This is a genomic window from Achromobacter animicus (genome assembly GCF_040775605.1).
GTDB classification, from domain to species: domain Bacteria; phylum Pseudomonadota; class Gammaproteobacteria; order Burkholderiales; family Burkholderiaceae_B; genus Achromobacter; species Achromobacter animicus.
In genome coordinates, this window is record NZ_JAYGJK010000001.1 from 2,311,712 (window position 1) to 2,334,451 (window position 22,740).

Consider the following 22,740-nt stretch of genomic DNA (forward strand, 5'->3'; position numbering starts at 1 on the left):
GCCGGCTTACCACCGTGATGGCGACCTAGGCGCCACCTAAAGAACGCCAGTCACCCTCAAAAGTCGATCTGCGCCGACAACAAGAACGTACGCGGCGCCGCAACCGTCGCGTACGAGCCGCTGGCCAGCCAGAAGTCCTTGTTGAACAGATTCTCGATGTTTGCGCGGAACACCACGGAGCGGCCCAGGATCTCGGTGTTGTAACGCGCGCCGACGTCGTAGCGCGTCCACGAGGGCAGGGTCAGCGTGTTGGCCGCGTTGAAGTACATGGACGACGTGTGGATCACGCGGGCGTTCAGGCTCAGGCCGCGGACCCACGGCGTGTCCCAGTCCACCCCCAGGTTGAAGGTGTTCTTCGGCACGCCGTTGGCGTCGTTGCCGTCGTTCACGCCGCCTGCGGTCTGCTTGAGCGTGGCGTCGTAGAACGTGGCGCTGGCCATCATGCGCAGACCCGGCATGGCTTCGCCGAAGGCGGCCAGTTCCAGGCCGCGGTTGCGCTGTTCGCCGTCGAAGCTGTAGATGCGCGTGTCGGGATCGGTCATCGAGTTCGGGCGCGTGATCTGGAACACCGAGGCGCTGGTGATGATCTTGCCCCAGTCGACCTTGACGCCCGCTTCATACTGCTTGGACTTGTACGGTGCGAAGACCTGGCCGGCGTTGGCGGCGGTGGCGGGCGCAATGCCGCCGCGCGTCAGGCCGGACGTGAAGTTGCCGTACAGCGAGACGTTGGAGATCGGCTTGAACACGATGCCCGCGACCGGCGAGATCGCGCTTTCGTCGTACGACCCGGTGCGCGCGCCGGTGGCGGTCGAGTAGTTGTCGAGCACGACGCGCTGGTTGCGCATGCCGCCGGTGATCAGCAGGGTGTCGCCGGCGAAGGACAGCGTGTCGGTCAGCGTGTAGCTGGTCAGCTCGGTCTTGGATGCCTTTTGTGGAGCGCCGCGGTCTGCGGTGACGGGCGGTAGCGGGGCGGGACGGAAGATGCTGGACGGCACGCCAGGACCGGAGGAGGTGACGTAGGCGTTGCCGGACTCCTGGTCCAGGCGCGTGGCCGACAGGTTCACGGTGTGGCCGATGCCCCAGGTGTCGAAGCGGGCGCGCAGGCCGATGTCGCCCGTCCACGTGCGCGAGTACGAATCGTAATAGGCGTTGGACACCGTGAAATTGCCCTGCGCGTCTGCGGGCCCCGACGGGAAGGTCTGCTCGGCGGTGCCGTAGCGGTAGCCGGTGGCGCCGTAGACCATCAGGTGGTCATTGATGTCGTACTCGAGGCGGGTGGCCACGGTCGAATCGTTCAGCGTGAGCTCGGTGCCGGGGTAGAAATTGCGGTGGCCCGAGGGCGGCGAGGGCAGCGACGTCACGTTCGACTGAAAGCCGATCTGCGGACGGAAGTTGTCGATGTTCTCGTGCTGGGTGTAGGCGTCCAGCGACCAGCGCAGCTTGGTGCCGCGGTAGTCCAGCGCCAGCGCGCCCACGCCTTGTTCCTGCCTGCCGTCGTCGATGTTGGTGTCGCCGTTGCTGTAGACGCCGTTGACGCGGATGCCCCATTCGTTGTTGTCGCCAAAGCGCCGGCCCATGTCGAGCTGGCCGCCCAGTTGCGATTTGCTTTGGTAGGTGGTGGTCAGGCGAGTCAGGGGCTCGTCGCCGGCGCGCTTTGTGACGATATTGATGCCGCCGCCGATGCTGCCGTTGGGGCCGATGCCGTTCATCAGCGTGCCGGGGCCTTTCAGGACTTCGACGCGCTCCATCATGGCGGCGGGCATGCGGCTGGCGGATGCCAGGCCGTACAGGCCGTTCAGGCCGACGTCGCCGGCAGCCACGGAGTAGCCGCGGATCTGGAACTCGTCGGAAAAGCCGCCGCTGGAGGTGGTGGTGCGCACCGAGGATTCGCTGATGACGATGTCGGCCAGCGTGCGCGCCTGCTGGTTCTCGATCATCTGCGCCGTGTAGTTGGTGGTGCTGAACGGCACGTCCATGACGTCGCCCGTGCCCAGCACGCCCAGGCCGCCGCCGCGCGCCACCTGACCGCCCGCGAAGGGCGCGGGCAGGTGGGGGTCGGCGGCGGAAGCGGTGACCGTCACGGCGGGCAGGTTGGTGGTGGCGATGCCCGCGTTGGCGGGGCGGTCCAGGACGTAGCTGCCGTTGGACTGCGGCAGCACGCGGATGCCGGTGCCGGCGAGCAGGGCGTCCAGACCGCCCCGCACGCCGTAGGTGCCGCGCAGCCCGTTGCTTTGCAGGCCGGCCGTCACTTCGGGCCGGAACGACAGCACGATGCCGGCTTCGCGTCCGTAGCGGCCCAGCGCGTCCTCAAGCGTTCCCGCGGGGATGTCAAAGCTGCGGGTGGCGGCGGCCTGTGCGTGGGCGGCGGTGGGGATGGCCAGCGCGGGCGCCGCGAGCAGCGTGGCGGTGGCGATACGGCCCGCCAGGCGCGCCGTGGCCGCGCGTCGCAGGAAACGGGAGGACTGGCGCTTGGGCGCCCGGACGTGATTCATGAACTGGCCTTTCAGAGAGGTGAGGTTGCTGTGTGCTCACCTGCCTTGACCCGCCAGATCGCAAAACGGATCAACTATTTTGTAACGGCGGTGCGGGACGTGCCGCGCCGGGGCCGGAGATGAGGTGCAGCCGCCGTCCGCGCCAGAGCCGCGACTCGGTTTCGACGCGGATATCCAGCGTGGCGCTGAGCGCGGCCAGCACCTTGTCCACGTTGCTGACAGGAAACGAGCCGGACAGCCGCAGGTCCGAGACGGCGGGGTCGCAGCTGATCGTGTCGCGGCTATAGCGGCCCAGCTCGGCGACGAAGTCGGCCAGGCGCATGCCGCGGGCCACGATGAAGCCGTCCTTCCAGGCGATCTGGTTTTCCTCTGCGGTGGCGGGCTGCGCGATGCCCCGCGCGGAGTAGTTGGCGCGCAATCCCGCCTGCAACGTCAACCCGTGGTCGGCATCGTCGCGCGGCCGGATCTGGACCGCGCCCTGGAAAACGCTGACTTCCGTTGAGCCATCCAGCAGCCGTACGGCGTACTCGGTGCCGAGCGCGCGCGCGGTGCCGTGGGCGGTTTCAACGCAGAACGGCCGGTTCAGCGTGCCCGATTCGTGGGCCGTCGCGATCAGGATCTCGCCCGCGATGAGCATCACGCGCCGGCGGTCGGTGGTGTAGTGCACGTCGATGGCGCTGTCCGTGTTCAATACCAGGCGGGTGCCGTCCGGCAGCGTGACGGTGCGGCGTTCGCCGATGGCGGTGCGATGGTCCGACGTCCAGGTGCGCCACGGCGTGATCTGCCCCACGCCCCACGCCGCGCCGCTGGTGATAGCCAGCGCGCTCATGGTTTTCAAGGCGCGGCGGCGCTGGGCGGAAGCAGGTGCGGCCAGCGCTGCCTTCGCGATGGCCGCGTTGGCGGGTCCGGCCAGCGGCCGCAGCGTGCCCTGCACGGATTCAATGCGCAGCCACGCGCGCTCGTGGTCCGGGTGCGCGGCGCGCCAGGAGGCCCATTCGCGCACCGTTTCCGGCGCGACGGGTTCGTCTTGCAGTTCCACCAGCCATTCCAGCGCGCGCTGCGCGACGGCGGGCGGCAGGGTGGCGGCGTCGCGCGTGTTTCCGTACCAGGACGAGGCGGACATGCGCCGGCTCATCCCGTGAAGGAAAGATCGGCAAAGCAGCAGCGCTGCAAGGCCTTGACGAGGTAGCGCTTGACGGTGGGGATCGAGATTCCCAACGCGTCGGCCACCTGGGCGTGGGTGTGACCTTCAAGCTGCGACAACAGAAAGGCCTGTCGCACGAGGGCGGGCAGGCCGTCCAGCAGGCGGTCCAGCTCCAGCAAGGTTTCCAGCACGATGGCCCGGTCTTCAGGCGACCAGTGCACCGCTTGCGGCGCCTGGGCCAGCGCGTCCAGGTACGCGCGTTCGAGCTTTTCGCGGCGCCAATGGTTGGACACCAGGTGCTGCGCCACGGTGGTCAGAAACGCGCGCGGTTCCGTGAGCGTGGCGGGAATGCGTTCGCTGCTCAGGAGGCGGATGAAGGTGTCGTGCGCCAGATCTTCGGCCTGGTCTGCGTTGCCCAGGCGGCGTCGCAACCAGCCCCTGAGCCAGGAGTGATGATCGCTATAGAGTGTTTCGATGGAGGAGGGGAAGGCGCATCCCGGCGTACTCAAGATCCAACCTTTTGGTCTAGCCGCCGGCGCCTCGCAGTGGGAGGCGGGACAACTGCACATGCGAATTTCTGGAAATAGTAATTGTTATTATTACCGATTCCAGGCACGGCTTGTCAAATTGTTGCTGAGCGCGCACGGCCGGGCGTTGCCCGGAAACGTCAGACGTAAGTGGCGAGGCGGGGCGGTTGAATGTGAGCGTTTGGACGGAGAGCCGCTAAGCGCGAACGGTCAGGCCGGCGCGGAAGGCGCCAGATAGGCGCCCTGCGTCTGCGCATACGCCTGTTGCGACGCCAGATAGGCATCACGCGACGGAATCAGGTGATCACGGCACACTGCCATCAGCGCGTCGCGGTCGCCGTCGCGCAGCGCCTGGATCATCGTCCAGTGTTCCTGGCGCGCGCGTTCGCGGTGCCCGGCCGTCACCAGCGAGCCGAAGCGGATCGGGTGGGTGCGGCGCGCGTATTCCTCGATGGCCTGTCCCAGCACCGCGTTGTCCAAGAGCCCCACGAATTCCCGATGAAAGCGCTGGTTGCTGCGGAACACGCGGCGCGCGTCGCCGGCCGCGACAGCCGCATCGTGTTCGCGCTGCACCGCCACCAGCGCGGCCAGCCGCGCCTCGGACACGGGCAGCGGCATCTGGCGGGCGGCGTGCACTTCCAGCACTTCACGCAAGGCATACAGCTCCATCACCTCGCGCACGGAAAACGCGCGCACCACCGCGCCGATGTTGCGCTTTTTCTCGACCACGCCCAGCAGTTCCAGGTCGACCAGCACCTGGCGCACCGCGTGCCGCTTCATCCCGAATCGCGCCATCAGCTCGTCCTCGGTCAGGCGTTCGCGCGGATGCAGCCGGCCGAAGACGATGTCTTCTTCCAGCGTGGCCACCGCTGCCTGGACGGCGTCGGGGGCGGGTTCCTGCAAGGCGGCGGGCGTGATGGCGTTCATGGCAAAAGGGCGGGATTACTTCTTGGGGACCGTGTCGTTCGTGACACCGGCGCGCAGGAAGTCGAAGTCGACGCCCTGATCGGCCTGCGTCACGGACTGCAGGAACAGCTTGCGGTAGCCGCGGTCGGCGGTGGGGCGCGTGATGGGATTGGCGGCCGTGCGACGCGCCAGCTCGGCGTCATCGACAAGCAGCGCGATCTCGCGCCGGGCCACCGACAGGCGGATGCGGTCGCCGTTCTGCACGTAGGCCAGCGGGCCGCCGATGGCGGATTCGGGCGTGACGTGCAGCACGATGGTGCCGGCCGCGGTGCCGCTCATGCGGCCGTCCGAGATCCGGACCATGTCCTTGACGCCTGCGCGCGCCAGCTTCTTGGGAATGGGCATGTAGCCGGCTTCGGGCATGCCGGGCGCGCCGGTGGGGCCGATGCGCTTGAGCACCAGGATGTCGTCGGCGGTCACGTCCAGCGCGTCGTCGTCGATTCGGCGCGCCATGTCTTCGGCGTCCTCGAACACGACGGCGCGGCCTTCGTGCTCCATCAGCTTGGGGTTGGCGGCCGATTGCTTGATGATGGCGCCGCCGGGCGCGAGGTTGCCGCGCAGCACGGCCAGGCCGCCCACCGGATAGATGGGGGCGGCGGCCGTGCGGATGACGTCCTGCTTGAAGGGCGGCGGGGCGTCGTCCAGTTCTTCGCCGAGCGTGCGGCCGGACACGGTGAGGACGTCCAGATGCAGGAACGGGCGCAGCTCGCGCAGCAGCGCGGGCATGCCGCCCGCGTCGTGGAAGTCTTCCATATAGTGCTGGCCCGACGGCTTCAGATCGACCAGCACGGGCGTCTCGCGGCTGATGCGGTCCAGGCCGGCCAGGTCGATGTCGATGCCCAGGCGGCCGGCGATGGCGGTCAGGTGGACGATGCCGTTGGTCGACCCGCCGATGGCGAGCAGCACGCGCAGCGCGTTTTCGATGGACTTGCCGTTCAGGATGCGGTCCGGGGTCAGGCGCGAGGCCGCCATCGCGACGGCCGTGGCGCCGGTGTGTTCAGCCACGCGGACGCGGTCGGCGGTGACGGCCGGGGCGGACGCGCCGCCCGACACCATCATGCCGAGCGCCTCGGTAATGCAGGCCATGGTGCTGGCCGTGCCCATGACGGAACAGGTGCCGACACTGGCAACCAGCTGGTTGTTCACGTCGGCGATCTCGACGGCGTCGATCTCTTCGGCGCGGTAGCGGCCCCAGTAGCGGCGGCAGTCGGTGCAGGCGCCCACGCGTTCGCCGCGGTGTGAGCCGGTCAGCATCGACCCGGTGACGAGCTGGATGGCGGGCACGCCGGCCGAGGCGGCGCCCATCAGTTGTGCGGGCACGGTCTTGTCGCAGCCGCCGATCAGCACGACGGCGTCCATCGGCTGCGCGCGGATCATTTCCTCGGTGTCCATGGACATGAGGTTGCGCAGGTACATGCTGGTGGGCTGCGAGAAGCTCTCGTGCACCGAGATGGTGGGGAAGTCCATGGGCAGGCCGCCGGCCAGCATGACGCCGCGCTTGACGGCCTCGATGAGTTGCGGCGCGTTGCCGTGGCAGGGGTTGTAGCTGCTGCCGGTGTTGACGATACCGATGATGGGACGCGCCAGCGCATCGTCCGACAGGCCGGCGCCCTTGATGAAGGCCTTGCGCAGGAACAGCGAAAAGCCAATGTCGCCGTAGTTGGTCAGCCCGCGGGCGACACCGCGCGCAGTGGCGCTGTCGCTGTCAAAAGGGCCCTTGCCGGGCTTGCCGCCCTTGGTGTCGTCCGTCATTTTCAGTCCCGATAATATTATTGATAATCCTGCGGCGACATCATATCCAGCCCGTCGCCGGGCCTGCAAGCGGTTTATGGCGGTAGCTTAATTGATCTGTTTTAGAGATCAGTCGATAGAAAAATACCGATTCTTCAATCAAGGGTGGCCCCCTACACTGGCGCCGTTGACGAACCGGGCGTCCGTTCATTCCTATACCCATCCCGGCTGGAGAGACCACATGTCAGACCTGCGTCTGCGGCCGCGCCGCGCCGTGCTGTTTTCCCTGCTGGCGCTGTGCGCCGGCGTTTCCGCCCCGGCATTCTCGGCCGACGCCTATCCCGACAAGCCGATCCGCATGATCGTGCCTTACCCGCCCGGCGGCGCCACCGACGTGATCGGCCGCGTGCTTGCCCAGGAACTGACGGGCGCGCTGGGCCAGACCGTGGTGGTGGAAAACCGCGCGGGCGCCGCCGGCAACATCGGCGCGGACCAGGTAGCCAAGGCGCAACCCGACGGCTACACGCTGCTGATGGGCGCGCTGACCAGCCACTCCATCAACGCCGCGCTCTACCGCGGCCGCGTCACGTACGACGTGGAAAAGAGCTTCGCGCCCGTCGCCATCGTGGGCACGGTGCCCCTGGTGTTCGTTGTGAACCCGTCGGTGCCGGCCAAGACGCTGCCCGAGTTCATCGCGCTGGCCAAGTCCAAGCCCGGCTACGTGACCATGGCATCCGCCGGCAACGGCTCGCCCCAGCATCTGGCCGGCGAAATGTTCAAGCGCACCGCCGGCGCGGACATCCTGCACGTGCCCTACAAGGGCAGCGGCCCGGCCATGACCGACCTGATGGGCGGTCAGGTGCTCAGCATGATCGAAACGGTGCCTGCCGCGCAGGGCAACATCAAGGCGGGCAAGCTGCGCGCGCTGGCGGTGACCTCGCCGCAACGCGTCGATGCGCTGCCCGACGTGCCTACCGCCGCCGAAGCCGGCCTGAAGGACTTCGAGGTCAGCTCGATGTTCGGCATCGTGGCCCCGGCCAATACGCCTGCGCCGGTCATCGACCGCCTGAATGCCGAGCTCAAGAAGATCCTGGCCAAGCCCGAGGTCAAGGCGTCGCTCTTGAACCAGGGCGCGATTGCGACGTGGACGTCGCCTGCTGACGCCAGCGCGCGTGTGTCGGCTGAAGTCGCACGCTGGACCAAGGTGATCGACGAGGCGGGCGTGAAGGGCGAGTAAGTCCCTTCTGACGGCGCGCCGCGCCTCATTGCTCCCTACGCCGGAAATTCGCCACGAATTTCCGGCGTTCTCGTTTTTGCGGCTTCTGAAAGGAACCGAAATAATCGCTTCCGCCGCCTTGTGCGCTGCGCTGGGAAAGACGCTGTATTTCAGAGAATTGCACTGACGCTGCGAACGGCTATGCAATAAACCGCAATAAAGCGGTTTTGGGGCCCGACAAGGTGGTTGACCCCAAATTCAGTAGCCCGTAATGTGTTTCGCGGGCCTTAGGACGGCGGGGGGATACCAATGACTGAGAACCAGGACGAAAAGTCGATCCTGCACACGCATTTCGGTACGCATAGCCCATATTGGCGGTTGTCCGCCGATAGCGATGCGATTGAACTCGCCGCAGTCAAGGGCGCAACCAATATCGCCATGGCCTTGCGCCCGGATCAGGCCGAGGCCGTGCGCGGCCTGACGGGCATCACGTCCAGCGTGCGGATCGACATCATGCTGTATGGCGATCTGCTTCACCTGCACCTGGTCGGCCGCAAGATCAATCCCAACGAATGGGCCGGCACCGCATCGGCCCACACCGATACCGAATCCGTCGCCAAGGACCTCGTCGAAGGTCTGTCGTTCGCCGAAACGGTAGTGTCCGAAGCCAATTCGGTCATCGTGATCGTCGACCAGAACGGCCGCGTGCAGCGCTTCAACAAGCTCAGCGAGGAATACACCGGCAAGCGCGAACAGGACATCGTGGGCCGCAGCGTCTTCGACATGTTCATGACGCGCGAGGAAGCCATTGCCTCGCGCCGCAATATCGCCGAGTTCTACAAACGCGGCCAGTCGTACGAGGTCGAGCGCACGATCAACACCGTCAAGGGGCCGCGCCTTTTCCTGTTCCGCAACAAGTTCGTCACCAGCGGCAGCGGCGAAAAGCGGGTCTACCTGATCTGCTCGGGCACTGACATCACCGAAGAACGCCAGGCGCAGGAGCGCCTGCGGGTGCTGGCCAACACCGACATGCTGACCAACCTGCCCAACCGCCACGCGATCACGTCGCGGCTGAAGGCGGCGCTGGCGGCGGGCCGCGAAGGGCGGGGCGGCGTGTTGTTCCTGGACCTGGACAACTTCAAGCGCATCAACGACCACTACGGCCACGGCTTCGGCGACCGGCTGCTGAAAGCGGTGTCGGTCGCCATCTCGAACTGCCTGTCCGATGGCCAGACGCTCGCCCGCCTGGGCGGCGACGAGTTCATCGTCCTGCAGGAAGAGGCGCAGGCCTGGCAACTGGAGGCCACCGCGCAGCGCATCATCGAGCGGCTGCGCGAACCGTTCCGCCAGGGCCTCATCGAGGTCTACACCAGCTGCTCCATCGGCATCGCAATGTACCCCGATCACGGCGCCGACCTGGACAGCGTGGTGCGCAGCGCGGATATCGCCATGTACGTGGCCAAGGAAGCGGGCCGCCATACGTATCGCGTGTTCCAGCCCGACATGGACCGCCGCAACGCGGACTATGTGTGGCTGGACACGAACCTTCGCAAGGCGCTGGCCGAGAACCACCTGATGCTGTACTACCAGCCCAAGCTGGTGGGCCGCACAGGCGAGGTCGACGGCGTGGAAGCGCTGGTGCGCTGGCGTTCGCCGGAACGCGGCATGGTGGGTCCGGACACCTTCATTCCCTACGCCGAGGAATCGGGGCTCATCTCGCCGCTGGGCGTCTGGGTGATGCGCGAAGCAGCCCGGCAGGCAGCGGCATGGAAGCGCGAGGGCCTGAACCTGCGCATCGCGATCAACATGTCGGCCCGCCAGCTGGACGACAAGGGCGTGGTCAGCGAATTCATGCGCGCCATCAACGACGCGAATCTCAACCCCTGCCTGGTCGACATCGAGCTCACGGAAAGCTGCCTGATCGACGATGAAGACGCCGCCATCGAACTTATCAAGCAGTTCCGGCAACTGGGGGCGCGTGTGCATCTGGACGATTTCGGCACGGGTTATTCGTCGCTGTCGCAGCTGGCGCGGATTCCGCTGGACGCAATCAAGCTTGACGCCAGCTTCGTGCGGGGCGTCAACGAAAATCCGGTCTCGCAGGCGCTCGCGCGCGCCATCGTTGCCGTGGCGCGCACGCTCGAGCTCCAGGTCATTGCCGAAGGCGTGGAAACCCAGGAAGAAACCGTCTTCCTGGACACCCTGGGCGTGGACGCCAAGCAGGGCTACCTGTACGCCAAGCCCATGCCCGCGGCGGAGCTCACCGCCTGGCTGGCGCAGCGCCGCCGGCTGCATCTCATTGCATGACGCAACCGGCGGCGCGCCGCCGGATCAGTGCATGGTGGCCACTTCGGTGGCCTCCGAATTGCTCGCCGTGCGGCGGTTCTGCGCCATCACCAGCCGCTCCATGTAGGCGCGGTCCTTCGGATCGATGGAGAAGGCGGCTTCGACCCAATCCTCGGTAATGTCCATCAGCTCGGCGCGCGGCAGAGCCAGCACGCGCTGGCGCGCGCGCAGCATGGCGCGCATGCCATTGAGCTTGGGCCGCATCACGTCGATGAAGGTGCGCGTGGCCTTGAAGGCCTCGCCCGGCTCGAACAGCACGTCCACCAGGCCGCGGCCGTGGTACCACTCGGCCGTGTGCGATTCGCCGGTGCTGATCAGCTCCTCGGCCAGCTTCATGCCCGAACGGCGCGCGACCAGCGAATAGCCGCCCATGCCGGGGAAAAGGTTGAACGCCATCTCAGGGAAGCCCATGCGCGCATTGTTTTGCGCGAGCACGAAGTGGTGGGCCAGCGCGGCCTCGAAGCCGCCGCCCAGCGCGGTGCCTTCGATCATGGCCAGCGAGATGGCGCCGGTGTCAAAACCGCGCGTGGCGGCGTGCACGCAATCAACGCATGCACGGGCATAGGCCCGCAGCGCCTCGCGCTTGCCGGTGCGGATGGCCTCGGCAAAAAAGTTCAGGTCGCCGCCGACGTTGTAGATCTGCGGCACCAGCGAGCCCGTGACCCAGAAGTCGATGGGCAGGCCGGAGTCCTTGGCGGCACGCGCCAGGGTCATGATCTCGTCGATGAGTTCATGGTTAAAGCACGGGCGCGGTTGCGCGCGCAGCATCATCCACATGACACGGCGACCTTCCTCGTAATACGCGGAGATCTGCTTCAGATTGCCTGCGGCGGTAAAGGGGTGGCAGTCCGGATGAATGAGTTGATTCATTGCTTTCGTCCAATCGATCAAGGTGAGTCGGAGTACTGCCGGGTCAGGCTAAACCACGGCTTACGGACTCCGTCTCATGCAAACCTCGTCCAACTGGCCAGACTTTTCCGTAAATCAAAGTCCGGAGCGCGCAAACTGAAAATTTGAAAACCGCTGAAATTGCCTCGGCCCATCGGGCGAGGCGCGCATGGTTAATTCGGATGAGGACGTCAGCAAATATGCGGCATTCAGCGCCGTGAAAGAAAAGCCCGGCCGAAGGGCCGGGCTCGTGCGTTGGGATGAGTGCGCGCGTTCAAGGGGCGCTGGCGCGCGCGAGAAATTTTCAGGCCACGCCGCCATTCGCACGCACGATCTGCCCGTTCACCCACCCACTGTCGGGTCCCGCCAGGAAGGAGACGATGCCCGCGATGTCTTCCGGTTGGCCCAGGCGTTCCAGCGGCGGCATCTTGGCGTAGTGCTCGATCAATTCGGGGCTCTTGCCCTTGAAGAACAGCTCGGTGGCGACAGGGCCCGGGGCGACGGCGTTCACTCTGATCTGGCGTCCGCGCAGTTCCTTGGCGAAGACCTGCGTCAGGCTTTCGACGGCGGCCTTGCTGGCGATGTAGACCGAGTAGCCGGGCAGGTTGAGCGCGACGGTGGTGCTGGACACGTTGATGATGCTGCCGCCATCGGCCAGACGTGCGGCGGCCTCGCGCAGCGTGTTGAAGGTGCCGCGGGTGTTGATGTCGAACGTCCGGTCGTACAGGTCGTCGCTGGTTTCCGCCAGCGGCTGCACCTGCAGCACGCCCGCGCTGTTCACCAGCACGTCGATCCGACCGAACTCGGCCTGGATGGCATCGAACATCGCGCGCACGTCATCAGGCTTGGCAACATCGGCGCGCACGGCCAAGGCGCGTCCGCCGGCCTGGCGGACTTCGCCAGCCAGGGCGTCGGCTTCTGCCGCGCTCGAGGCGTAATTGATGGCGACGGCAAAGCCGTCGTCTGCCAGGCGGCGCACGATGGCCGCGCCGATGCCGCGCGATCCGCCGGTGACCAGGGCAACGCGCTGGGAAGCTTGGGCGTTCATGAGTTTTCTCCTTGGATGAGTGGGTGAGACGTATGATCGACTATTCCGATCCAAAGATAATTACGCCTGCTTTGCTAAGATAATTTCATTTGCTTTAACAATAGGCGGGGCAGGGGCATGGATCGTTTCCAGGAAATGCAGGTGTTCGTGCGCATCGCCGAACGAGGCAGTTTCACCAAGGCGTCGGACGACCTGCGCATCCCGCGCGCCACGGTCACCAACCTGATCAAGCGCATGGAGGCCCGCTTGGGCGCGCGGTTGCTTGACCGCACCACGCGGCAGGTCCGGCTGACGCACGACGGGGAGGCCCACTACCAGCGCTGCGTGCGGCTCCTGGCCGACCTGGAGGAGGCCGACGGCGCTTTCCTGGACACGGCGCCCAAGGGGCTGTTGCGGGTGAACGCGCAGGGCACGCTTGCGCGGTTCTTCGTGATGCCGGGCCTGCCGGATTTCCTGCAGCGCTATCCCGACATCGCCCTGCATCTGGGCGAAGACGACCGGCTGGTGGATCTGGTGCGCGAAGGCGTCGACTGCGTGCTGCGCGCGGGCGTGCCGCAGGACTCGACGCTGGCGGGGCGGACGATCGCCCAGATGCCGCAGGTGACGGTCGCCAGCCCCGCCTATCTGTCGCGCCACGGCGTGCCGGACAGCGTGCAGGCGCTGGAACATCACATAGCCGTGGATTACGTGTCCAGCGTGACGGGCCGCGCCGTGCCGCTGGATTTTCGGGTGGACGGGCGCATCGTCCAGGTGCGCCCGCGTGCGGTCGTCAGCGTGAGCGGGGCCGAACTCTACACCAGTGCGGCGCTCGCGGGCCTGGGATTGGTGCAGGTCCCGCGCTACCGCGTGGAGCGCGAACTGGCGGCGGGGCACCTGAAGATCGTGCTGCCCCACGCGCCGCCCGCGCCCATGCCGGTTTCCGTGCTGACGCCGCAGAACCGGCAGGTGCCGGCGCGGGTGCGCGTGTTCACGCAGTGGCTGGCGGGCGTGTTCGCCGCCGCCTTCGATCAGACGATGCCGGTCAGGTAGAAGACGCCGATCACCAGGAACACCGACAGCGTCGATATCAGCGTGATGGCGAAGATGTCGCCGTAGGATTGGCGGTGCGTAAGACCCGTGACGGCCAGCAGCGTGATGACCGCGCCGTTGTGCGGCAGCGTGTCCATGCCGCCGCTCGCCATCGCGGCGACCCGGTGCAGCACCTCCATCGGGATACCTGCCGCCAGCGCGCCGTCGATGAAGGTCTGCGACATCGCGGCCAGCGCGATGCTCATGCCGCCCGAGGCCGAGCCCGTGATGCCGGCCAGCGTCGTTACCGCGACCGCTTCGCCCACCAGCGGATCGGGAATGGCCTTCAAGGCCTGCGCGACCAGCAGAAAGCCCGGCAGCGCGGCAATCACACCGCCAAACCCGTATTCGGCCGCGGTGTTCATCGACGCCAGGAGCGCGCCCGACACGGCGCTCTTGCTGCCTTCGGCAAAGTGCGACTTGATGGCGCGGAACGAGAACAGCAGGATGGTGACGATGCCCGCGATCAGCGCGCCCATCACGGCCCATAGCGCCACCTGCTCCTCGGCGTTGACGGGCAGGGGCTTGGCCAGGCCGGGCAGGTCGACTTCGGAACCGGCCGGATACCAGCCCGGGATCCAGCGCGTCAGCAGGAAGTTCATGACGCCAACCACCACCAGCGGCAGCAGCGCGATCAACGGATGATGATTGCGTTCACCGGTAGGCGCCGCGGGTTCGTTGCGCAGGTCCGTGCCGTAGGTCTCGCCAGCCGCGGCCGCGCGCTTGCGGCGCCATTCCAGGTAGGCGATGCCGGCGGTCAGCGTGAACGCGGCGCCAATGAGACCGAGCCAGGGCGCGGCCCAGGTCGTGGTCTCGAAGAACGTGGTGGGGATGATGTTCTGGATCTGCGGCGTGCCGGGCAGTGCCGTCATGGTGAAGGTGAAGGCGCCCAGCGCGATCGCGCCCGGCATCAGGCGCTTGGGGATGCCGCCCTGGCGGAACATCTCGGCGGCAAACGGGTAGACCGCGAACACCACCACGAATAGCGATACGCCGCCGTACGTCAGCACCGCACACACCAGCACGATGGCCACGATGGCGCGCTCGGCGCCGATCAGCCGCAGCACCGCCTGCACGATGGCGCGTGAAAAGCCCGACAGTTCGATGAGCTTGCCGAACACGGCGCCCAAGAGGAACACGGGGAAATAGAGCTTGGCAAAACCGGCCATGCGCTCCATGAAGATGCCCGAGAACACGGGCGCCAGCGCTGAAGCGTCTGTCAGAAGCACCGCGCCCATGGCTGCGATGGGCGCGCACAGGATGACGCTATAACCTCGATACGCCGCCAGCATCAGAAACGCCAGCGCCGCCACCACGATGAACAATCCGGTCATTCGGTACTCCAGGAATGAAGAGACAAGGGGTGTGGGGCTACACCTTAACTTATTGGGCGGAAGGCTTCGTGACGGGCGGGAGTGCCAGCTGGTGCGACGGTGTCCGACACCGTCGCGGGCAGACGCCGAGGGTGGGTATAGTAGGCCGGCGTCGGCGCAGGGCCGGCCGCAAGGGAGGACACATGGCTGAGAAAACCCCCGACCACGCGCATTGGGAGGCGGTGGCGGACCAGTGGATTGCGTGGGCGGGCACGCCGGGGCACGATGCTTTCTGGGCGTACCGCGACGGCTTCGTGGACTATCTGGGCGCAGGCGACGGCCGTCGTGCGTTGGAGATCGGCTGCGGGGAAGGGCGCATCAGCCGCGAAGCGCGCGCCTTGGGGTATCACGTCACCGCCACCGATGCGGTGGCCGCGATGGTCGATGCGGCACGCGCGGCGCAATCCGCCGATGACTATGCGGTGGCGCCTGCCGCCCAGCTGCCATTCGCCGACGGCGCCTTCGATCTGGTAATCGCCTACAACGTGTTGATGGACGTGGACGACGTGCAAGCGGCACTGCGCGAAGCCCGGCGTGTGCTCGCGCCGGGCGGCACGCTGTTCATGTCGCTGGTGCACCCATTCCGCGATCGCGGCCGGTTCGCAGACGCATCGCCCGATGCACCGTTCGTGGTGGACGGCGCCTATTACGGCCGCGAACGCTTCGACGGCGTGGAATCGCGCAACGGCCTGAGCATGCACTTTGCGGGTTGGTCGATGCCGCTGCAGGACTACATGGCGGCGATGGAGACGGCGGGGTTGGCCATCGTGTCGCTGCGCGAACCGAAACCGGACACGGTCGACAACGCGCAGCTTGCGCAGTGGTCCCGGATTCCAATGTTTCTGTGGATGAAGGCGAAGTTATTTACGGCTCATCCGTAGCGACCAACCACCAGTTAGTCGGAGTGCTCAGAGGTCGTACGATTTCTGACGCCAAACGGAATGTGGACTGATGGAAGGGAGCCAGATGCCGGGAGTAGATGCGTTTTCTGATCATCGAAAAAGATGTGTGGCTTAAGCACTTCCAGCACAGACTTTTTCTCGATGCCGCCTAAGAAGAACGCCTCATTGACGTTGATTCCCCAACTCCGCATTGTATTTATGACTCGGTGATGGGAAGGGGCGTTTCTGGCAGTGACGATGGATATGCGCAGCCTCGGTGAGTACCGGGAATCCAGCTCGGCCTGCGCTTGTTCTCTTTTCTGTATCGCGGATAGCTTCGCTAGCAGCTCCTTTAATAAACCCGGGTTGTGTGGCACGAACGCTTTGTCCGACTCATGCTTGTGGAACTCCTCGATATTTTGAGTCGAATGAAACACGGACTCCGCCTCGTCGTCGGCTACAACTCCGTCGAAGTCAAAGGCCACTCGCAGTTCGTCTTCACCCGCCAGTTCGACATGCTGTGATTTGAGCACCTGCCCGGCCGGATATCCGGCCAAAACCGCTTGTTTGACATCGGCCTCGTTTGCAGACAGGAATAGACTGATGGAGAGGGCAGGAATGTAGGCATGTGGGTTTCGACCCTGCAAAAATATAGCTCGAGTCATTCCCAAACCGTAATGCTCGATTGAGTTCATAACCCGCATTCCTGTATCAGGATCGTTTCGCGAAAGCAGAATGACCTCCACCAATGGATCCTCCGGCGAAATCGCATTCAAGGAGAGCAAGCGGCGTACGAACGGGAACGCCACGCCGGTCTTCAGCGGCTCCTTTTCCCTCTGTCGCTGGTATTCACGGTAGGTTTGCTCGCCATCTCGCCTGAACACCTCGTCTGAATCGGTCAGATCAAATAAGGCGCTGGATGCAAGCCCAATCACAAGACGATTGCTAAGTTCATACGGCATTGGATTCTCCGGGGTGTCTGCAAGTGGAGGCTGGTTGGGGCTCTGGTACTTCCCGACTGCATTGTGTTCAAAGACGGCTAGCCGCATCAAGAAACTAAGCGTACACTACCAAATATTTCATAAAGAAACAAAAGGATGGTGATGAGCTTGGATTTTCAAGAATTTGTCGCGGATCCCCGATTGGGACGCGTTCTAGAGGCGTTAAAGCGATCAAACGACATTTTTGGAATCATTGACCCGACCGAAAACCAGCACTCCGAAATTCTGAAATGGTTGTTTGACCCTCGTGAAGGCCATGGGCAAGGGGACGCCCTGCTGAAGGACTTCCTAACGGCGGCATACGAAGGGTCGGGTGACAATGTTCTTAGCAATAAGGACTTCTTCAATCAGTGGACTCCTAGCCGAATCGCCAGAACGGGCTTCCATTCCATGATTGCAATGCGCGAGTACGTCTTGCCTAGTGGGTGTCGACTCGACCTGCTGATGGTCGATCCGGTCAATGAGATGATCTTGGTCGTCGAAAACAAATATGGCGCAAAGTTGGGACAAGGTCAGCTCAGCAAATACTACGGCGAGGTTGCAGTATTACGTGCTCGAGCCGCATTTAAAGGATATAAGACAGCACATATTGTTCTCGATCGAAATTACGGCGCACCGAAGGAGGAGGGAGGTAACTCTCAGCAAAATCGATGGGCGTTTTTAGACTATCAATGGCTTAAGGCGGGCGCGGATCGTGCGGAACTTCAAGTCAAGCGCGGTAATCAATCGGCCGGGCTCGTGGTCGCATACTGTCAGAAGCAAACGGACTACATTCCCCCTGAACAGAAGGAAATTGACGACTTCTTGGCGGACGTCGCGTTCGAGTACAAAGCTGTAGTCGAATCGTTGACCGCTATGCGTTCGCGCGATATAAGCAGCTTAACAAAAAGCGAGATGGAAGGGGATGTTGGGGAGCGTTGGATATTTTCTCAACATTATCCTGAGCTTGTAGATAGGCTGGCATCGCAAGCAAAATTCGTGTTTGTCGAAAAATCGCTACGTTCTAATTTTCCCCTGCATCAGTTTGATGTGGATCACGGGAAAAAGTCTTTGTGGTTTACCAACAAACGCTGGGATTCTCTGATCGATGATTCGACGCAATGTTGGCCGGTCTTTGTCACTGCATGGGAGATGCGCGATTCCACGGAGGGCAATGCTAAGTTTGCTGTCGGCGTGAGATATCGTCATGCATATCTTGCTATCGAACATAAGGAGATGGTGCAGCAGGCGCTTGAAGACGCATTTCCAGAGCTGAAAGGTGGTCGGCGGAATGCGAATTATCGAACTTTGGGAAAAGTCGCGAACTTGCCCGAAAACCTTTTGGCAGCGAGAACTCAAGCTATTTATGGAAAGCTCGAGAAAGCTCTTGCCCCAATCGTTGCGGGTTTGCCCACCTAAAATTGAGAAGGATCGTCATTAATCCGGAGGTGTCGGATGGGCGATCCTTTTTGGATTTATAAATGTACGAAATTGAAACACTTAGGCAGCAGCAGCGTCAGCTAGCGGAGGGCTTTCGCACGCACTTTATTAATTTTTTGAATGCCACGATTACGGTCTAGGTCATCCGCAAATAGTGGAAAAAGATCTTCGCTCACGCGTCGATATTGATCGCGTGCCATACGGCGCCGGATTGTATCTAATTCTGACGGATTATTTGTACGAAGAGAATCCGTGTACCTTCCACGTAGATGGACTGAAAGCAATATACCGTGGGCATTCTCGGACCGTGAAGACTCGCTTAAAGAGTCATTTGGACAACCGACATTACCGCTCAAATTTGCCGGATCGTGGGGTCAGGTATGACGTATGCATGAAGCTCGATGAAGATAACGGCATCAACGTCACTGATCCACCCTACAACGGCTATCGATGGCGCGTGCTGGTCCATACGATGCCAAAAAGTTCGATGTTTATGCGTATGCAGGCCGAATTGGCATTTGACCAAGTTTTCGGCAGACCGTTGGCTTCGAAAGAAGCGCACGGGGAGCCAGATTCGAGAAATTGATCGCTGCTGCGTTATCGACTTGCGGGGGCGTCGCTCATCAGCTCCGCGGCCTTGTGCGCCAGTTCCGCGACGCCAAAGCTCGTGGCCAGCGCATGCGCATCCAGATCGGCCAGGGACACCCAGCGCGCATCTCGGGCATCGTCCCCCGCTACCGGCTCACCGGACACCCAGCGGCACAGCACGGCGATCAGGATGAAGTGGCGGCGCAGGGCGCCGGTGTCGTCGCGGTCGAAGACGTCGACGGCGTCAAAGACGTGCAGCGGCTCGGCAGTGACGCCGGTCTCTTCCAGTAATTCGCGCGCGGCCGCGTCAGCCAGCCGTTCGCCCGCGTCGATCTTGCCGCCCGGGAACGCCCAGCGATCCTGATCGGGCGGGTTGGCGCGGCGCACCAGCAGCACGTGGCCGTCGCGCACGACGGCGGCGATGGTGGCAGCGATGGGGCGCGGGGCGGGGGTGGTCATGCGGATCTCCAGCGGCAGTCAGACGTCCGGCAAGGATACGCCCCGTCCGTTCATACCTCTTCGATGCGTCGCTTGGGCGCGAACGGCGTGCCCAGGTCGAGCAGCGCATAGATGCGTTCGGTGATGCGCTGGCGCCGCGTCGGCTTGCCCATGCGCCACCGCACGTCGAGCCAGAGGAGCGGCAGAGCGAAGCACAGCCACACCAGCAGGAACATGCCCAGGATGAACAACGCGAGTTCCGGAAAGTCGCCCTGCAACGCCTCGGGATCCATGAACCAAGTCAGGCCAATGAGGAACAGCCAGACCGCAAGCATCAACCCGCCGATGGCCTTGAGCAGCGGCGCGCGCTGGTTCATGCCGACGCCGACCGGCGTGTCCTTGCCGGGAAAGGCGCGGAATCGCAGATGACACATATAGGTGCGCCCGTCCTCAAGGTTGCGCAGGGCATACACCGCGTGCGGCTCGTCTGGCGCCGGTTGGGCATTGACGGCCATCTCGACGTAGTCGTTCTGCGCCAGGAACGGCTGCCAGCTTCCCAGTGATTCATCGACCGTCATCAGGAACTGCCGGCCCTGAACCGAAAAGCGATAGTGGCCGTAGGTCGGGCCCTTGTGCACGTGCCGCGTTTCATGGGTGATCCCGTCGAGCTGGCCCCGGATCAGGAGAAGGGGCGGATCGCCCTCCTGCGTCAGCGCAGCCGGTTCCTGCTGAAGCGGTGAGGGGGCTGGCGCAGCGTTCATGGCCGCTGGGCGCTTCGCGGGATCGAACAGAGCCTCGCTGGCAAGGATGCGCGGCCGCTCGCGGCGGTTGTGCCAGAGGGCGTGCAAGGCGCTCGCGGCAAGTATCAGCCCAATCATAGCGATCACCAGCGCGAACACCATCAGGAACACGCGCGGCAGCGTGGTGATGCCAGACAGCCACGCCGCGCCCAGGCCGGCCACGCCCACGGCGCCGGAGATGACGGCCTCGCGCCCGCTGCGCCGTTGGGCGGTCTGGTAGGTGAGCGGCGCAATGGGTTCACCTTGCGCGGGCACGGCCCAGCAAAAGCGGTTCAGACCATGCTCGGCTTCCAGCACGCCAATGCGCACGGCAGTGCCTTTATTGTGAAAGGCGCGCAGCAGGGCGATGTGCGAGGGGTCCAGCGCGGAACCCCAGATCGTCTCCGCACCGACCCGCAGGAAGACATCGTTTCGCCGCACCGGCGTTGCGACCCGGATCTGGTCGATGGTTCCCTCGATGATGCGGGCTGCGCGTTGCGGCATGTCGGAGCGGCGAAAGGCAAAGCGGCAAGGATAACGCGCCGGGCGTACTCGGCGGCGGGCGAAGTCGGCGGCGGGCGTCTCCCGCGGCGGGCGTCTCCCGCGGCGGGCGCTTCACGCCGCCGATGCCATCCGCCGCAGCGCCCGCCGAGGACGCCCCGCCGTACTACTTCTTGACCAGCGGGCAGGTCGACCGGGACAGCGGCATGAAGGCCTGGTCGCCCGGCAGTGTGGCCACCAGCTTGTAGTAGTCCCACGGCCGCTTGGATTCCGACGGCTTCTTGACCTCGAACAGGTACATGTCGTGCACCATGCGGCCGTCTTCGCGGATGCGGCCGTTGGTGGCGAAGAAGTCGTTGATGGGCGTGGCCTTCATCTGCTTCATCACCGCCGTGGGTTCGTCCGTGCCCGCCGCCTGCACCGCTTTCAGATAGTGCATGACCGACGAATACGTGCCCGCCTGGCTCATGTTGGGCATCTTCTTGAGCTTGTCGTAATAGCGCTGCGACCACGCGCGGGTCTGGTCGTTCATGTCCCAGTAGAAGGCTTCGGTCAGCGTCAGGCCGGCGGCCGCGTCCAGGCCGATGGCGTGGATGTCGTTGATGTAGAGCAGCAGGCCCGCCATCTTCTGCCCGCCCTTGGTCAGCCCGAACTCGCTGGCCGCCTTGATGGCGTTGACGGTGTCGCCGCCCGCGTTGGCCAGGCCCACGATCTGCGCCTTGCTGGCCTGCGCCTGCAGCAGATAAGAGGCGAAGTCGCTGGAGCCGAGCGGGTGGCGCGAGGCGCCCAGCACCGTGCCGCCATTGGCCTTCACGACGTCGGTGGCCGACGCCTGCAGCGTGTGGCCGAACGCGTAGTCCGCCGTCAGGAAGTACCAGCTCTTGCCGCCTTGCTCCACGGTGGCGCGTGCGGTGGTGTTGGCGAGCGACCACGTGTCGTAGGTGTAGTGGACGGAATAGGGAGAGCACAGGTCGTTGGTGATGCGCTCGGTGCCCGGCCCGCTGAAGACCACGATCTTTTTCTTTTCACGCGCCACTTCCAGCACGGCCAGCGCGGGCGCGGAGCCGGCGACGTCCATGATGGCGTCGACCTTCTGGACGTCGTACCACTCGCGCGCCTTGGCGGCGGCGATGTCGGCCTTGTTCTGGTGGTCCACCACCAGCAGGTCCACCTTCTTGCCCAGCACGGTGCCGCCGAAGTCGGCAATCGCCATCTCGGCGGCGGTGGCGCTGCCCTTGCCGGTCACGTCGGCATAGACGCCGCTCATGTCCAGGATCAGGCCCAGCCTCACCACGTCGTCGGAGACGGCGGGGGCGGGCGTCTGTGCCTGTGCGCTGGCGGCGGCAAGCGCGGCCGCGGCAAAGGCGGTCGTGGCGAACAAGCGAACAATCGTGCTGCGGCACTGCATTGAAATCCGGGTCCTGTCGGCATGTCTCATGGTTGTCTCCCTGTATGCCGGATTCTTTTCGGATATGGCGGGCGCGTATGTAGGTTTTGTTTGCTGCTGCACCCAGTGTGTTCGGACGGCGGCGGTCGTTGATGGGGGGCGGTTTTCTCCTGAGGCAGGTTGGGTGAAGCGCTTAGCGGCTGGTGAGCAGGTCGAACTCCATCCGCACCTTGCGGAATGGAAACTCCAGCCGCGCGAAATACACCACGCGGCCGTCGATGCAGGCATAGCGGCGCAGCTCGGCCACCGGGGAAGACACGGGTATCTGCAGCGACTCGGCAGATTCCTGGCCCGCTTCGATCACGTTCAGGACCTGGCGGGCTTCAGAGATGCGGGCGCCGTAAAACTGGTCCAGCACCGGGGCGACGGTGCTTTTCTGAATGCGGGCGCGGTGCTTACGGAAGAGGCCGCTGTCCAGAAAGACCTCGCTGTAGCAGAAGGGGCCGGCGTCCGTCGTATGAATGCGCCGCAGGTATTGGAAGCTGCCGCTGCGGTCGGCGCCGCACGGCATGCCCAGCGTGTCGGGCAGCGGCGAGTCGGCGCTGGACTCCACCAGCGACACCGTGCCGAGCTGGTTGCTCAGTTCGACCGTTTCGGCCCAGGTCTTGGGAATGAGCAGCGTGGGCGTTTCGGGCAGTTCGGCGTTGACGAAGGTGCCGGAGCCGCGCGAGCGCCGGATCAGGCCGTCTTCTTCCAGCAGGCCGAACGCCTGGCGGATGGTCGCGCGCGAGATGCCGTAGGTCTCCATCAGCGATTCCAGCGGCGGGATCTGCTGTCCGGGCCGCCACGTCCGGTTCTGGATGTGGCTGCGGAACAGCGCGGCGGCCTGCAGGTAAAGCGGCTGGGGACTGCGCGAAAAAAGCTTGCGGGCGGGCATGGCGGGATGG

19 protein-coding genes are annotated in these 22,740 nt (G+C 64.6%); 6 read left to right on the forward strand and 13 right to left on the reverse strand.

What is annotated here, in order from left to right; all coding sequences use genetic code 11:
* Positions 1–56 precede the first annotated feature (56 nt).
* From AB3147_RS10430 to AB3147_RS10450, 5 genes are all read right to left on the reverse strand, one after another.
* Positions 57–2,492 carry a TonB-dependent siderophore receptor gene (locus AB3147_RS10430; protein ID WP_367351884.1) on the reverse strand — a complete coding sequence of 812 codons (2,436 nt, stop codon included), beginning with the start codon at positions 2,490–2,492 and terminating at the stop codon, positions 57–59.
* A 70-nt stretch (positions 2,493–2,562) separates the two neighbouring features.
* Positions 2,563–3,615, reverse strand: coding sequence for a FecR family protein (locus AB3147_RS10435; protein WP_367351885.1), 1,053 nt, complete (start codon positions 3,613–3,615; stop codon positions 2,563–2,565).
* Between the two features lie 8 nt (positions 3,616–3,623).
* Complete coding sequence (locus tag AB3147_RS10440; RefSeq protein WP_175124130.1) at positions 3,624–4,145, reverse strand: sigma-70 family RNA polymerase sigma factor; 522 nt, start codon at positions 4,143–4,145, stop codon at positions 3,624–3,626.
* 228 nt (positions 4,146–4,373) lie between these two features.
* The gene (locus tag AB3147_RS10445; RefSeq protein WP_367351886.1) at positions 4,374–5,090 is read right to left on the reverse strand and encodes a GntR family transcriptional regulator; all 717 of its coding nucleotides are present in this window, start codon (positions 5,088–5,090) and stop codon (positions 4,374–4,376) included.
* A 15-nt stretch (positions 5,091–5,105) separates the two neighbouring features.
* A complete protein-coding gene (locus AB3147_RS10450) occupies positions 5,106–6,881 on the reverse strand; it encodes an IlvD/Edd family dehydratase (protein ID WP_175124132.1) in 1,776 nt (591 codons plus the stop codon).
* Positions 6,882–7,101: 220 nt separating this feature from the next.
* Between AB3147_RS10450 and AB3147_RS10455 the strand changes: the two genes are divergently transcribed.
* On the forward strand, positions 7,102–8,097 hold the full coding sequence (locus tag AB3147_RS10455) for a Bug family tripartite tricarboxylate transporter substrate binding protein (RefSeq protein ID WP_175138452.1): 996 nt from the start codon (positions 7,102–7,104) through the stop codon (positions 8,095–8,097).
* Positions 8,098–8,385: 288 nt separating this feature from the next.
* The gene (gene pdeR, locus AB3147_RS10460; RefSeq protein WP_175124134.1) at positions 8,386–10,383 is read left to right on the forward strand and encodes a cyclic di-GMP phosphodiesterase; all 1,998 of its coding nucleotides are present in this window, start codon (positions 8,386–8,388) and stop codon (positions 10,381–10,383) included.
* Between the two features lie 24 nt (positions 10,384–10,407).
* Here the strand turns inward: pdeR and AB3147_RS10465 are convergent, their stop codons facing one another.
* Both AB3147_RS10465 and AB3147_RS10470 read right to left on the reverse strand, forming a co-directional pair.
* The gene (locus AB3147_RS10465; RefSeq protein ID WP_175124135.1) at positions 10,408–11,292 is read right to left on the reverse strand and encodes a crotonase/enoyl-CoA hydratase family protein; all 885 of its coding nucleotides are present in this window, start codon (positions 11,290–11,292) and stop codon (positions 10,408–10,410) included.
* A gap of 322 nt (positions 11,293–11,614) precedes the next feature.
* Positions 11,615–12,358 (reverse strand): SDR family oxidoreductase, encoded by a 744-nt coding sequence (locus AB3147_RS10470; RefSeq protein WP_367351887.1) that lies wholly within the window; start codon positions 12,356–12,358, stop codon positions 11,615–11,617.
* 117 nt (positions 12,359–12,475) lie between these two features.
* Here AB3147_RS10470 and AB3147_RS10475 point away from each other — a divergent pair, with 117 nt between their 5' ends.
* Positions 12,476–13,387, forward strand: coding sequence for a LysR family transcriptional regulator (locus AB3147_RS10475; RefSeq protein WP_239214344.1), 912 nt, complete (start codon positions 12,476–12,478; stop codon positions 13,385–13,387).
* On the opposite strand, the gene AB3147_RS10480 is transcribed toward AB3147_RS10475, so the two are convergent.
* Complete coding sequence (locus AB3147_RS10480) at positions 13,366–14,760, reverse strand: GntP family permease (protein ID WP_175124139.1); 1,395 nt, start codon at positions 14,758–14,760, stop codon at positions 13,366–13,368. The two genes, AB3147_RS10475 and AB3147_RS10480, sit on opposite strands and share 22 nt — an antisense overlap.
* Positions 14,761–14,942: 182 nt before the next feature.
* Between AB3147_RS10480 and AB3147_RS10485 the strand changes: the two genes are divergently transcribed.
* A complete protein-coding gene (locus AB3147_RS10485; RefSeq protein WP_367351888.1) occupies positions 14,943–15,680 on the forward strand; it encodes a class I SAM-dependent methyltransferase in 738 nt (245 codons plus the stop codon).
* 14 nt (positions 15,681–15,694) lie between these two features.
* On the opposite strand, the gene AB3147_RS10490 is transcribed toward AB3147_RS10485, so the two are convergent.
* Positions 15,695–16,642, reverse strand: coding sequence for a 5'-nucleotidase (locus tag AB3147_RS10490; RefSeq protein WP_367351889.1), 948 nt, complete (start codon positions 16,640–16,642; stop codon positions 15,695–15,697).
* Positions 16,643–16,789: 147 nt separating this feature from the next.
* Between AB3147_RS10490 and AB3147_RS10495 the strand changes: the two genes are divergently transcribed.
* On the forward strand, positions 16,790–18,079 hold the full coding sequence (locus AB3147_RS10495) for a PDDEXK-like family protein (protein ID WP_367351890.1): 1,290 nt from the start codon (positions 16,790–16,792) through the stop codon (positions 18,077–18,079).
* A gap of 412 nt (positions 18,080–18,491) precedes the next feature.
* Positions 18,492–18,686, forward strand: coding sequence for a hypothetical protein (locus tag AB3147_RS10500; RefSeq protein WP_367351891.1), 195 nt, complete (start codon positions 18,492–18,494; stop codon positions 18,684–18,686).
* A gap of 11 nt (positions 18,687–18,697) precedes the next feature.
* On the opposite strand, the gene AB3147_RS10505 is transcribed toward AB3147_RS10500, so the two are convergent.
* The 4 genes from AB3147_RS10505 to AB3147_RS10520 all read right to left on the reverse strand — a co-directional run bounded on the left by AB3147_RS10505 (position 18,698) and on the right by AB3147_RS10520 (position 22,730).
* Entirely contained in the window at positions 18,698–19,147 is a 450-nt protein-coding gene (locus AB3147_RS10505) for an NUDIX hydrolase (RefSeq protein ID WP_367351892.1), read from the reverse strand.
* Positions 19,148–19,197: 50 nt separating this feature from the next.
* The gene (locus AB3147_RS10510; RefSeq protein ID WP_367351893.1) at positions 19,198–20,409 is read right to left on the reverse strand and encodes a hypothetical protein; all 1,212 of its coding nucleotides are present in this window, start codon (positions 20,407–20,409) and stop codon (positions 19,198–19,200) included.
* Between the two features lie 163 nt (positions 20,410–20,572).
* A complete protein-coding gene (locus AB3147_RS10515; protein ID WP_175138572.1) occupies positions 20,573–21,814 on the reverse strand; it encodes an ABC transporter substrate-binding protein in 1,242 nt (413 codons plus the stop codon).
* 172 nt (positions 21,815–21,986) lie between these two features.
* A complete protein-coding gene (locus AB3147_RS10520; RefSeq protein WP_105238367.1) occupies positions 21,987–22,730 on the reverse strand; it encodes a GntR family transcriptional regulator in 744 nt (247 codons plus the stop codon).
* Positions 22,731–22,740 lie beyond the last annotated feature (10 nt).